This is a genomic window from Micrococcus lylae NBRC 15355 (assembly GCF_001570885.1).
In the GTDB taxonomy this organism is placed as follows: domain Bacteria; phylum Actinomycetota; class Actinomycetes; order Actinomycetales; family Micrococcaceae; genus Micrococcus; species Micrococcus lylae.
On sequence record NZ_BCSN01000011.1, the window covers coordinates 26,815 to 38,837 of the forward strand.

The 12,023-nt window shown below is 72.7% G+C and carries 9 protein-coding genes; 7 read left to right on the top strand and 2 right to left on the bottom strand.

All coding sequences use genetic code 11. The features are described 5' to 3' along the window. Positions 1 to 111 precede the first annotated feature (111 nt). Positions 112 to 564, bottom strand: a complete 453-nt coding sequence (gene dtd / locus MLY01S_RS03775; protein WP_067189496.1) for a D-aminoacyl-tRNA deacylase — start codon at positions 562 to 564, stop codon at positions 112 to 114. Positions 565 to 895: 331 nt separating this feature from the next. Continuing rightward, entirely contained in the window at positions 896 to 2,668 is a 1,773-nt protein-coding gene (locus tag MLY01S_RS03780; RefSeq protein WP_067189452.1) for a choice-of-anchor I family protein, read from the bottom strand. Between the two features lie 347 nt (positions 2,669 to 3,015). On the opposite strand from MLY01S_RS03780, the gene MLY01S_RS03785 reads away from it, so the two are divergent. From MLY01S_RS03785 to MLY01S_RS03815, 7 genes are all read left to right on the top strand, one after another. Further along, positions 3,016 to 4,461: a replication-associated recombination protein A gene (locus MLY01S_RS03785; protein ID WP_082739639.1), complete on the top strand. Its 1,446-nt coding sequence runs from the start codon at positions 3,016 to 3,018 to the stop codon at positions 4,459 to 4,461. A gap of 286 nt (positions 4,462 to 4,747) precedes the next feature. After that, positions 4,748 to 5,374, top strand: a complete 627-nt coding sequence (gene rpsD, locus MLY01S_RS03790) for a 30S ribosomal protein S4 (RefSeq protein ID WP_067189454.1) — start codon at positions 4,748 to 4,750, stop codon at positions 5,372 to 5,374. A gap of 238 nt (positions 5,375 to 5,612) precedes the next feature. Then, positions 5,613 to 6,032 (top strand): hypothetical protein, encoded by a 420-nt coding sequence (locus MLY01S_RS03795; RefSeq protein ID WP_067189456.1) that lies wholly within the window; start codon positions 5,613 to 5,615, stop codon positions 6,030 to 6,032. Beyond that, on the top strand, positions 6,029 to 8,740 hold the full coding sequence (alaS, locus tag MLY01S_RS03800) for an alanine--tRNA ligase (RefSeq protein ID WP_067189458.1): 2,712 nt from the start codon (positions 6,029 to 6,031) through the stop codon (positions 8,738 to 8,740). Before MLY01S_RS03795 ends, alaS begins: the two co-directional genes overlap by 4 nt. Continuing rightward, on the top strand, positions 8,740 to 9,270 hold the full coding sequence (gene ruvX, locus MLY01S_RS03805) for a Holliday junction resolvase RuvX (RefSeq protein WP_087133372.1): 531 nt from the start codon (positions 8,740 to 8,742) through the stop codon (positions 9,268 to 9,270). The genes alaS and ruvX overlap by 1 nt, the downstream gene beginning before the upstream one ends. Further along, entirely contained in the window at positions 9,267 to 10,817 is a 1,551-nt protein-coding gene (gene mltG, locus MLY01S_RS03810; RefSeq protein WP_067189459.1) for an endolytic transglycosylase MltG, read from the top strand. Before ruvX ends, mltG begins: the two co-directional genes overlap by 4 nt. 72 nt (positions 10,818 to 10,889) lie before the next feature. Next, positions 10,890 to 11,900, top strand: coding sequence for a shikimate dehydrogenase family protein (locus MLY01S_RS03815; protein WP_067189461.1), 1,011 nt, complete (start codon positions 10,890 to 10,892; stop codon positions 11,898 to 11,900). Positions 11,901 to 12,023: the final 123 nt, after the last annotated feature.

Here is a 12,023-nt window from a genome sequence, read left to right on the forward strand (position 1 = left end):
CGGGGCCCGTGGGGGACCCTGCGTGGACGTGGCCGGTCTCAGACGAGGAATCGTCCTGAGGGCGGCCACGACCGTTCACGGTCGGGGTTGTCCACGTCCGCGGCTGTTCCTTCAGCCCCGGCGCGGGCTCGTGAGCTCGTCCGAGTCCACGATCAGCGTGAACGGGCCGGAGTTGGTCAGCGTCACCTCCATCTGGGCGCCGAACACGCCGCGCTCCACGCGCACGCCGGCGGACTCGAGCTCGGCCATGAACCGCTCGTAGAGCGGCTGCGCCCGGTCGCCCTTGGCCGAGCGGGTCCAGGACGGTCGGCGGCCCCTGCGCACGTCCCCGTAGAGGGTGAACTGGCTGATCACCAGCGCCGGGGCTTCGGCGCTGAGCAGGGACCGTTCGTCCTCGAGCATCCGCAGCCCGGCCACCTTCTGCGCGACCTGCACGGCCTCGGCCTCGGTGTCCTCCACGCTCACGCCCAGCAGGACCACCAGGCCCTCGCCCTCGAACCGTCCCACCTCCTCTCCGGCGACGGTCACGGACGCGGAATCGGCTCTCTGGCATACGGCTCGCATGGGCACCATGCTCGCACGCCCCGTCTCCGGCACGTCCCCCAGAGGACGCACGCCCCGCCCTCGGCGAGCCCCGTCACCCGGCGAGCCTCGCATTAGACGCACGCCCCGTCTCCGGCGCGTCCCCCAGAGGACGCACGCCCCGTCTCCGGCACGTCCCCCCAGAAGAATGCACGCCGACGGAGCGCACCTGACAGCGTCAGGTGCGCTCCGTCGTCGGGATGGGTGCGGCGCGGCCGTGCTATGACCGACCGTCTGTGTGCGGTGCGTCGGAATCCGGCCCGTCAGGACGTCGATTCCGACCCGTGGCACACAGCCGACGTCCGCGGCCGGCTCACTTCCGGGTGGGATTCACCTCGTAGACGGTGGTGGAGCCGGAGACCTCGTTGGCCACGATCAGCAGGGCCACACCGGACGGGGACTCGGAGGCGGGGACGAACTCGAGGCCCTCGGCGCCCATGTCGCCGTAGTTCGCCTCGTCGCCCTCCTCTGCGTCCCAGTTGCGCTCGTTGACGTAGTCCACGAAGGTCGCGGCGGTCGGGTCGGTGATGTCGAAGACCATCACGCCGCCGATGCGCTCCAGTCCCAGGAAGGCGTAGGTGCGGCCCTGGACCTTGCCGACCACCACGGACTCCGGCTCCGGACCCTTGTCGTCGGAGCGGCTGTCGAAGGACGGGGTCTCGTCGTTGTTGGCGTTGAACGCCTCGACCGGCAGCTCGCCGGCGGCGATCAGGTCCGCGATGGTCTGCTCCACCAGGCCGGCGGAGTCGAAGAGGCGCTCCCCGTCCGCGGTGTAGACGGAGAAGCCGCGGCCGCCCAGGGTGTGCAGCTGGGCGATGCACTCGCGCTCGGCGTCCCAGCCGAGGTCGGTGAGCACGTTGAGGCGGCCGAGGTTCTCGTTCTTCTGCAGTTCGGCGGCATTCGGGTACTCGGCCTCGCAGAGGGTCAGGTCCTTCACGCGCTCGGTGTCCACGTAGTCGCCCCACTCGCGGGAGTCTCCCTCGTTGGCGGTGAGGATCAGGTCCTGGCCGCGGTGGCGGTAGACGTCGATGCCGTCCGGCATGGGGACCCCGAGCACCGGCCAGTGACGCAGCTCGATGCCGGAGTCCCGGTTGGAGGCGTCGAACTTCCCCTCGGTGGACCAGTCGGTGAGCTGCAGGGCCCAGAGGTCCTTCAGGGAGGCCGACTTCAGGTCCACGGCTGCCACCGCGTTGGCCTCCTGCACGGAGACGTAGGCGGTGCGGCCGGTCGGGTCGATGGTGACGTACTCCGGCTCGAGGTTGCGGGCGATGTACCCGGCGTCCGGCTGGCCGGCCGGGGTCTGCACGTCCGGGCCGAACACGCGGACGCCCTCCGGCAGCTCGGTGCCCTCGTCGAAGGCGCGGAAGTCCACGGTGCGCACCGAGTCCTGGGAAAGGCGGGAGAACTGCTTCACGCTCTTCGGGACGGTGATCACGGAGATCGAGCCCTCCGGGTCCACGGAGAAGTCGTCGGCCGGCTCGCCCTCGTTGGCCACCACGGCGTAGCCGCCGGAGAAGGCCACGGAGTCCGGGAGGGCGCCCACGCGGACGGCGCCGAGCGGGGCCAGGGTGGAGGTCTGGAAGAAGGCGACCCAGCCGAGGTCGGTCTTCTCCGGGGCCTCGACCGAGACGGCCATGATGCCGCCGTGCACGGCCACCGAGTTCACGGTGGAGCCGGCCGGGATCACCGAACCGTCCGCGGCGGCCACGCCGGCCATCTCGAGGGTGGAGGAGTAGGTCGGGGCGGCGGCGCTGTCCACGTCCAGCACGTCCACGGCGCCGTTCTCCGCGTTGACCACGAAGAGGCGGTCGGTCGAGGCGTCGAAGGCCGGGATCTCGGCGGCCGAGGTGTCGAACACGCCGGTCTCGTGGGTGCCGGCCGGGGACAGCTCCACGGTCTTGCCGGAGGGGTTGGCCTTCTGGCCGTGGCCCTTGCCGTGGTTGCCCGCGTGGTGGCCCTTCTGCGCGGCGGCCGAGTGCGGGGCCGGGGCGGCGGTGGTGGCGGGGGCGAGGACCGCGGCGGACAGGGCCGTGGCGGTCAGGGCGGTCGCGGCCGCGGCGGCGACGGTGCGGTGCAGGGTGCGCATGGGCGGGGAGACTTCCTTCGTCGGTTCGGCCGTCGGGCGCAGCGCAGCGCCCGGGCATCGGCGGGGGACCCGTCCACCTGACATGTCCCGGGTGAACCCAGGGTGAGCGCTGTGTGACGCGGCCGGCGCGGGGAGCGGAACGGCCGTCGTCGGGACGGCGGCCGTCAGCACGACGGCGGGCCGGAACGGGCATCTCCGCCGCTGCCAGGGGCCCCGTCGCGCAGGATCGTCCCCGCCCCTGCGCGGGTGCAGTGCGGCGGCGGATGCGGGCGCCTGCACGGACTGCCGGTGTGCACCGCGCCCCGCCCGTCCACCGTGTCCGGCCGAAGCCCTAGGCTGGTGGGGCCATGAACGACCTCTTCACCTCCGCCCAGAACCCCGACGACGGCGCCTCTCCCTCCGGCGACCGCCGGGCCTCGGGCGTGTCCCGCCAGGCCGAGGCGTCCGTGCGCTCCTCGGCCGCGCCGCTGGCGGTGCGCATGCGTCCGAGGTCGGTGGAGGAGATCCTCGGCCAGGACCACCTGCTCCGCCCCGGTTCCCCGCTGCGCAAGCTCGCCGCCGCCTCGGGCGAGGGCTACACGGGTGCTGCGGGGCCCAGCTCGATCATCCTGTACGGGCCGCCGGGCATCGGCAAGACGACCATCGCGCACGTGATCGCCCGCGGCGAGGGCCGGAGGTTCGTGGAGCTGTCCGCCATCTCCGCCGGTGTGAAGGACGTCCGCCAGGTGATGGACCGCGCCCGCGAGGAGCGCGACCTCTACGGGCGCACCACCGTGCTGTTCCTGGACGAGATCCACCGCTTCACCAAGGCTCAGCAGGACGCGCTGCTGCCGGGCGTGGAGAACCGCTGGGTGGTGCTCGTGGCGGCCACCACGGAGAACCCGAGCTTCTCGGTGATCGCCCCGCTGCTGTCCCGCTCCCTGCTGCTCACCCTGCGTCCGCTGCAGGACGCGCACATCGAGGGGCTGCTCGCCCGGGCGGTGGAGGACGAGCGCGGCCTGAACGGCGCCGTGGTCCTCTCCGAGGCGGCCCGGGACTACCTCGTGCGCATGGCCGGCGGCGACGCCCGCCGTTCCCTGACCGTCCTGGAGGCCGCCGCCGGCGTCGCCCTGGACCGCGTGGAGCAGGAAGGCCTCGACGAGGACGAGGAGGGCATCACCGTCACCGAGGCCGACGCCGCACAGGCCATGGACCGCGCCGTCCAGCGCTACGACAAGGACGGAGACCAGCACTACGACGTCATCTCCGCGTTCATCAAGTCCATCCGCGGCTCGGACGTGGACGCCGCCATGCACTACCTCGCCCGGATGCTGGAGGCGGGGGAGGACCCGCGGTTCATCGCCCGGCGCCTGATCATCTCCGCCTCCGAGGACGTGGGCATGGCCGACCCCACCGCGCTGCAGACCGCGGTGGCCGCCGCGCAGGCCGTGCAGCTGATCGGCATGCCGGAGGGGAGGATCGTCCTCGGCCAGGCCGTCACCCACCTGGCGACCGCGCCGAAGTCCAACGCCAGCTACAACGCGGTGAACGCCGCCATCGCGGACGTGCGCGCCGGCGGCACCGGCCAGGTCCCGCCGCACCTGCGCGACGCCCACTATCCGGGCGCCGCCGCCCTCGGCCACGGCAAGGGCTACGTGTACTCGCACGACGAGCCACACGCCGTCGCCCGCCAGCAGTACGCCCCGGACCCGCTCGTGGGGAAGGACTACTACGTCCCCAAGCCGATCGGCCACGAGAAGCGCCTGGCCGAGCAGGTGGCCGCGCTGCGCCGCATCCTCCGCGGCGCCGGCTGAGACACCTGGTAGAGTGGTCCACCGTCTGGCAGGCGTCGCGTCCCGGACGATCCCCCTCACCCCGCTGAGAACGGGCACCTGTGTGCCCGGCACGGCTGCGTGGGGGAGCGCGGCGCCGTGGTGACGACGGGCCCGCGATGCGCCCCTCAGCCCTCCGACGGATCGACCGGAGGCCAGGTTCCGCACCGTTCTCGACCCCGCACGGCCACGCCGTGCCCGGGCGCTTGACGGCGGCGCGGAGACAAACCCGAACGGCATCGCACGTCAAGGAAAGTGAGGACCACCCATGAGTGGCAACCTGCGCACCCGCCGCACCGTGCGGCACTCCCGCGCCCTGGGCATCGCCCTGACCCCGAAGGCCGAGAAGTACATGGAGCGTCGTCCGTACGGCCCCGGTCAGCACGGCCGCGCCCGTCGCCGGGCGGACTCCGACTACGCGGTGCGCCTGAAGGAGAAGCAGCGCCTGCGCGCCCAGTACAACATCCGCGAGGCCCAGATGCGTCGCTACTTCGAGGAGGCCAAGCGCACCGAGGGCCTGACCGGTGAGAACCTGGTCGAGCTGCTCGAGATGCGCCTGGACGCCCTGGTGCTGCGCGCCGGCTTCGCCCGCACCATCCAGCAGGCCCGCCAGTTCGTCGTGCACCGCCACATCACCGTGAACGGCAAGCGCGTCGACATCCCGTCCTTCCGTGTGAAGGAGGGCCAGGTCATCGAGGTGCACGAGCGCTCCGCCAAGTTCGAGCCCTTCCAGGTCGCCGCCGCCGGCGCCCACCAGCAGGTCCTGCCGGCCACCCCGGGCTACCTGACGGTGGAGATCGACAAGCTGCGCGCCACCCTGTCCCGCCGCCCCAAGCGCTCCGAGGTCCCGGTGACCTGCGAGGAGCAGCTTGTGGTTGAGTACTACGCGCGCTGATCCCGTCCCCGTCAGGCCGCCTCGGCGGCTTCACGACGACGTCACGCGTCTCCGGCAGGCCCGGCCCCTCGTCGAGGGGCCGGGCCTCCGGCGTGTCCGGGCCCGTCCGCTGTGTGCGGAATCTCGGGGCCAGGCCCGGGGATTCTGCGGCGTTCTGCCGCTGACCGGCGGTAAAGTCGTCCAGGACCGTGTCCCAGATCGACGAGCGCCCGCGCAGCGGGGCAGAAGGTGGGCAGCGATGATCAAGCAGGTGCTGATGCTCGGCGCCGGTGCCGCCGCAGGCTGGATCGGCCACATGGCCCTGGGCAGGGGCCGCGACGCCGCGGCCGTCAAGGCCGAGGAGACGCTGCGCACCACCCTCCATCCGTCCACTCTCGGCCGCAATGCCGGGGCCGCCACCGCCACCCTGCTCGCCGAGGGCGCCCGTGGCTTCGCCGCCCAGCTGCGCGAGGAGGTCCCCGCCTGGAGGACCGTCTCCGACCGCCTCGGCACCCAGGGCCGCCAGACCATCAGCGGCGAGACCGTGGACGCCCCGTCCGCGGCGGGCACCGGCGCCCCCGGGCAGGGCGCCGCCGGATCCGCCGCCGCGCAGGGCGCCGCGACCGGGCACGAGACCACCACGACCCCGCAGACCACCTCCGAGGAGCACACCGCATGAAGACCCAGGACATCGCCCAGCGCTGGCTGGACTTCTTCGAGAAGAAGGGCCACACCGTGGTCCCGTCCTCCTCCCTGGTGTCCCCGGACCCGTCCCTGCTGTTCACGGTGGCCGGCATGGTGCCCTTCATCCCCTATTTCCTGGGCGAGCAGACGCCGCCGTACGAGCGCGCCGTGTCCGTCCAGAAGTGCATCCGCACCGCGGACATCGAGGAGGTCGGCAAGACCGTCCGCCACGGGACCTTCTTCCAGATGTGCGGCAACTTCTCCTTCGGCGACTACTTCAAGGAGAAGGCCATCCCGATGGCCTGGGAGCTGCTCACCACCCCGCAGGAGGAGGGCGGCTACGGCCTGGACCCGGACCGTCTGTGGGTGACCGTCTACAACGACGACGACGAGGCCGCGCAGATCTGGCAGGACGTGGTGGGGCTGCCGGCCGAGCGCATCCAGCGCATGGGCGAGGAGGACAACTACTGGAACACCGGCCAGCCCGGCCCGGGCGGCCCGTGCTCCGAGATCTACTTCGACCGCGGTCCCGAGTACGGCGTCGAGGGAGGCCCGGCGGCGGACGACACCCGCTACCTGGAGATCTGGAACCTCGTGTTCATGCAGTACCGCCTCTCCGAGGTCCGCTCCAAGGACGACTTCGACATCGCCGGCGAGCTGCAGCACAAGAACATCGACACCGGCCTCGGCCTCGAGCGCCTCGCCATGCTCCTGCAGGGCGTGGAGAACATGTACGAGACGGACCAGGTGCGCCCGGTCCTGGACCGCGCCGCCGAGCTGGCCGGCGTGGAGTACACCTCCACCGAGGACCCGAAGGACCCGCACTACGACGACGACGTGCGCCTGCGCATGATCGCCGACCACGTGCGCTCCTCGCTGATGCTCATCTCGGACGGTGTCACCCCGGGCAACGAGGGCCGCGGCTACGTGCTGCGCCGGCTGATCCGCCGCGTCATCCGCGCCATGCGCCTGATGGGGGTGACGGACCCGGTGCTGCCGGAGCTGCTGCCCGTCTCCCGTGACGCGATGGCCGGCACCTACCCGGTGGTCGCCGAGCAGTGGGACCGCATCCGCCGCGTGGCGTTCAACGAGGAGAAGACCTTCTCCCGCACCATCGCCGCCGGCACTGCGCGCCTGGACGCCGCGGTCTCCACCGCGAAGTCCGAGGGGCACGGTCTGGCCGGCAGGGACGCCTTCGAACTGCACGACACCTACGGCTTCCCGATCGAGCTGACCCTCGAGATGGCCGCTGAGGCCGGCGTCGAGGTGGACGAGGCCGGCTTCCGGGCGCTCATGCAACAGCAGCGCGACCGCGCCCGTGCGGACGCCAAGTCCAAGAAGTCCGGCCATGCGGACACCGAGGTGTACCAGCAGCTGCGCGGCCAGGGGCAGACGCACTTTACCGGGTACACCGAGTTCGCCACCGAGTCTGTCATCCGCGGCCTGATCGCGGACGGCGCCTCCGTGCAGTCCGCCTCCGCCGGCCAGGAGCTGGACCTGGTGCTCGACGCCACCCCGTTCTACGCGGAGGCCGGCGGCCAGGCCGCGGACCGCGGCGTCATCACCGGCGACGGCTTCGAGCTGGACGTCCTGGACGTCCAGGCCCCGGTGAAGGGCCTGTCCGTGCATCGCGTCCGCGTCAGGCAGGGCGAGGTCTCCGCCGGGGCCGCCGCCCTCGGATCCATCGACGTGCAGCGCCGCCTGGACGCCGAGAAGGCGCACACCGGCACGCACATCGTGCACGCCGCCCTGCACGAGATCCTCGGCAGGGAGGCCACGCAGTCCGGCTCCTTCAACAAGGAGGGGTACCTGCGCTTCGACTTCCGCTGGTCCGAGGCCGTCTCCCCGATGGCCCGCTCGGAGATCGAGGACCTCGCCAATGTCGCCATCCGGGACAACCACACCGTCCTGACCAAGGAGATGTCCCTGGACGAGGCCAAGGCCATGGGCGCCCTGTCCCTGTTCGGCGAGAAGTACGGCGACCGCGTCCGCGTGGTCGAGATCAACGGCGACTTCTCCCGTGAGCTCTGCGGCGGCACCCATGTGAACCGCACCGCGGAGATCGGCGCCCTGACCCTGCTCGGCGAGCAGTCCGTGGGCTCGGGCAACCGCCGCGTGGAGGCCCTCGTGGGCCTGGACGCGTTCCGACACCTGGCCGCCGAGCGCACCCTCGTCTCGGACCTGTCCGAGATGTTCAAGGCTCCGGCCGACCAGCTCAAGGACCGCATCGGCGCGACCATGGAGAAGCTCAAGGCCGCCGAGCGGCAGATCGCCGAGCTCAAGGCCGCGCAGCTGCAGGCCGAGGCCGGCCGGCTCGTGGCCGAGGCGCAGGAGGTGACCACCGCCGGCGGCACTGCCGTCAGGGTGCTCGCCCACCACGCCGGTGCCGTGGACGGCGGCCAGCTGCGCTCGCTCGTGCTGGACCTGCGCACGCGACTGGAGTCCGCCGCCGGCAACGCCGCGGGCACCCCGGTGCTCGTCGCCATGACCGCCGAGGCCAAGGGGCGTCCGCTCATCGTGGCCGCCACCAACGAGGCCGCCCGCGCGGCGGGCCTGAAGGCCGGTGCCATGGTCAAGGTCGCCACCGGCGTGCTCGGCGGCGGAGGCGGCGGCAAGGACGACGTCGCCCAGGGCGGCGGTCAGGACGCCGCCAAGGTGGACGAGGCCCTGCGGGCCGTGGCCGAGGCGGTCCGCTCCGCGTGATGACCGAGCAGCAGCCGGACATCGGCACCGACGCCGTGCGCCGCGGGCGCACCCTCGGCGTCGACGTCGGGCGCGCCCGCGTCGGCCTGGCCTCCGCGGACCCGGACGGGCTGATCGCCACCCCGCTGCGCACCCTGCGGCGCGACGCGAAGAAGGGCTCGGACGTGCGGCTGGCCGTGCAGGAGGCCCTCGAGGCGGAGGCGGTGGCCGTCTACGTCGGTCTGCCGCTGAACCTGCAGGGGCAGTGGACCCCGTCCACCGAGGACGCCGTGGCCTACGCGTCCCGGCTCGCCGAGGCCTTGGCCGAGGCCGGCTCGGGCGCCGTCGTCCGCCTCGTGGACGAGCGCATGTCCACAGTGACGGCGCAGCGCGGGCTGCAGGCCTCGGGGCGCTCCGTCAAGGACAGCCGTGAGGTGATCGACCAGGCCGCGGCCGTGGCCATCCTGCAGGCTGCCGTGGACACGCAGCGTCGGACCGGCGCGTGGGCCGGCGACCCCGTCGACGACGTCATCCGGAAGGAGACCCAGTGACCCGCCCCGGAGACGAGACGCCCCCGGAGGCCGACCCGCATCAGGGTCCGTTCGAGAGCCTGCCGTCGAGCGTCCCGGACGACGACCTGGTCGACACCTTTCGCCTGCCGGGTGAGCCGGCTCGCAGCACGGAGGCCGCCCCCGTGCACCCGGACGGTCCCGCGTCGCCGCCGGAAGACCATGCCGCCGGTCAGGCCGGTCAGGACCCTGCCGCGTCCGCCGGCGCCTCCGGCCCTCCCGACGACGGCCGCCCTGCCGGGCAGGGCGTCTCGCCCGGGCCGACGGACGACTCCGACGGCGCCCCTGCCGCCGGCTCCGGCGACCGGCGCACCTCAGGTGCGGGCCGTCGTCGTGACGAGGAGCTGTATGCCCCCGGCGAGGAGCCGCGCGAGGTGGACCCGGACGACGCCGGCTGGTCCCTGCTCGGCGCCCAGGACGACCGCGAGGACGCGCAGGGTGAAACGGAAGAGGACCCCGTGGCCGCCGAACGACGACGCCTCCGCCGTCGCCGCCGGATCCGAGGCATCATCGTCATCGGCGTGCTGGTCCTGCTGATCGGCTCGATCCTCTCCCGTGTCATCGGCGGCCTGCTGCCCGGCGACGCCGCAGACCACCCGCGCACCAGCGGGGACACGGTCACCTTCACCGTCAACGACGGCGAAGGCGCGATCCTCATCGGCCGGCGCCTCGAGGAGGCCGGGATCGTGGCCTCGGCCGAGGCGTTCAGACAAGCCGCCGAGATGTCCCCGGGCAAGCACATCCAGCCGGGCGAGTACGACATGCAGGAGCAGATGACCGCCGAGGACGCGGTGGAGTCGCTCCAGGGCGCCGGCCGCGGGGCCGTCGCTTACGTGGCGGTCAACCGGGGCGAGCGCCTGCAGGAGGTCCTCGACTCCCTGGCTGCCGCGACGCCCCACGACCGCGCCGAGTTCGCCGAGGCCGTCTCCGACCCCCAGAAGTACGGGCTGCCCGAACAGGCGACGACGGTCGAGGGCTACCTGGCCTCGGGCGAGTACCGCCTGCCGCTGAAGGACTCCGCCGAGGACATGGTCCGCGCGCTGATTGACCCGACCTTCGCGGAGCTGGAGAAGATGGGGGTCACGGACCCGGACGAGCAGTTCCGCACCGTCACGATCGCCTCGATCGTGGAGGCCGAGGCGCTCCCGGACGACTACCCCATGGTGGCCGGCATCATCGAGAACCGTCTGAAGCCGGACAACCGCGAGACCGACGGTCTGCTGCAGATCGACGCGACCGTCATCTACGGCCTGGGCGAGCGGCGCCTGCAGTTCTCCTCCGCCGAGCGCCGCGACAAGTCCAACGAGTACAACACCTACGTGTACAAGGGCCTGCCCCCGGGCCCGATCGGCGCCCCGTCCCTGAAGGCCATCGACGCGGCGGCGAAGCCGAAGGAGAACGACTACTACTACTGGGTCACCGTGGACATCTCCACGGGCGAGACCAAGTTCGCCAAGACCTACGCCGAACACCAGAAGTACCAGGACGAGTACCGGGCCTACTGCCGCGAGAACCCGGACATCTGCTGACCCGCCCGACGCGCCCCGGCCCGCCTCCGACCGACGGGGACAGGACCGCAGGCGCTTGGGGGAGAGGACGCCATGCATCGCCACGCCGTCGTGATCGGCAGGCCGATCGACCACTCGCTGTCCCCACAGCTGCACCGTGCCGCCTATGCCCACCTGGGCCTGCCGATCGACTACGGGCGGCAGGACCTGGCGCCCGAGGAGCTTGACGGCTTCCTGGCCGCCTGCCGTGACGGGTACGTCGGCCTGTCCGTGACTATGCCGCACAAGCAGGCCGCGGCCGCCGCCGCGACGAGCCGGTCGGCGCGCGTGCAGCTGCTCGGCGCTGCGAACACGCTGGTGTGGGGGCATCCGGAGCACGGGCACCACGGCCTCGGCGATACCGACAGGGGGAGCGGGAACGGAGCCGCGCACCAGGCCGACGAGGTGGGGCCCTGGGCCCACAACACGGACGTCGAGGGGATCGTGGGCGCCCTGCGCTTCGCCGGCCTGCGCCCGCTGACCGGCGCAGAGACGGTCGGCGTCGTCGGCAACGGCGGCACGGCCTCGGCCGCTGTGCTGGCCGCCTCCGTGCTGAAGGCTGGCCGGATCGACCTGTTCGTCCGCAGCGCCGAGCGTGCCGCGCCGCTGGTGGCGCTGGCGCGGGAGTGCGGGATGCAGGCACAGGTGCGCGGCCTGGACGAGCTGGCCGCGGCCGCGCCGGGCCTGGCCGCCGTGGTGTGCACGCTGCCGCCGAGGGCCGCCGACCCCCTCGCCGAGCAGCTGGCCTCGGCCCATCGTGACGGTCATGTCCCGGCAGCGGCGGACGGGACGGTCCGCGGCGACGCCGGGCTGCCGCCCCTGCTGGACGCGGCCTACGACCCGTGGCCCTCGGCGATCGCCGGCGCCTGGCAGGACGCCGGAGGCGCGGTGGTGTCCGGCGTGGAGATGCTGCTCTACCAGGCAGTCGAGCAGGTGCGCCTGTTCGCCGCGGCAGCGGTGGCCCAGGGAGCCGAGGCTGCCCTGCGCGAACGCGTGGAACGGGCAGACTGGGCCGAGGTGACGGACGTGATGGCACGGGCCGTCGGCCTGCCACCGCGCCACTGATCCGGGCGTGCCACTGCTCCAGGCGTGCCGAACCGGGAGTCGGAGTCGGCCCTGGCGACGGCCCCGGTCCTGGTGACGGCCCCCGGCCCAGAGGGGACCACATCCTGGACCGGCAAGTTCGGA

What these genes read in the sequence shown, in the direction of transcription:
- dtd (WP_067189496.1), bottom strand. Translation starts at nt 564, where the DNA reads ATGCGAGCCGTATGCCAGAGAGCCGATTCCGCGTCCGTGACCGTCGCC.
- MLY01S_RS03785 (WP_082739639.1), top strand. Translation starts at nt 3,016, where the DNA reads ATGAACGACCTCTTCACCTCCGCCCAGAACCCCGACGACGGCGCCTCT.
- alaS (WP_067189458.1), top strand. Translation starts at nt 6,029, where the DNA reads ATGAAGACCCAGGACATCGCCCAGCGCTGGCTGGACTTCTTCGAGAAG.
- rpsD (WP_067189454.1), top strand. Translation starts at nt 4,748, where the DNA reads ATGAGTGGCAACCTGCGCACCCGCCGCACCGTGCGGCACTCCCGCGCC.
- MLY01S_RS03815 (WP_067189461.1), top strand. Translation starts at nt 10,890, where the DNA reads ATGCATCGCCACGCCGTCGTGATCGGCAGGCCGATCGACCACTCGCTG.
- ruvX (WP_087133372.1), top strand. Translation starts at nt 8,740, where the DNA reads ATGACCGAGCAGCAGCCGGACATCGGCACCGACGCCGTGCGCCGCGGG.
- MLY01S_RS03795 (WP_067189456.1), top strand. Translation starts at nt 5,613, where the DNA reads ATGATCAAGCAGGTGCTGATGCTCGGCGCCGGTGCCGCCGCAGGCTGG.
- MLY01S_RS03780 (WP_067189452.1), bottom strand. Translation starts at nt 2,668, where the DNA reads ATGCGCACCCTGCACCGCACCGTCGCCGCCGCGGCCGCGACCGCCCTG.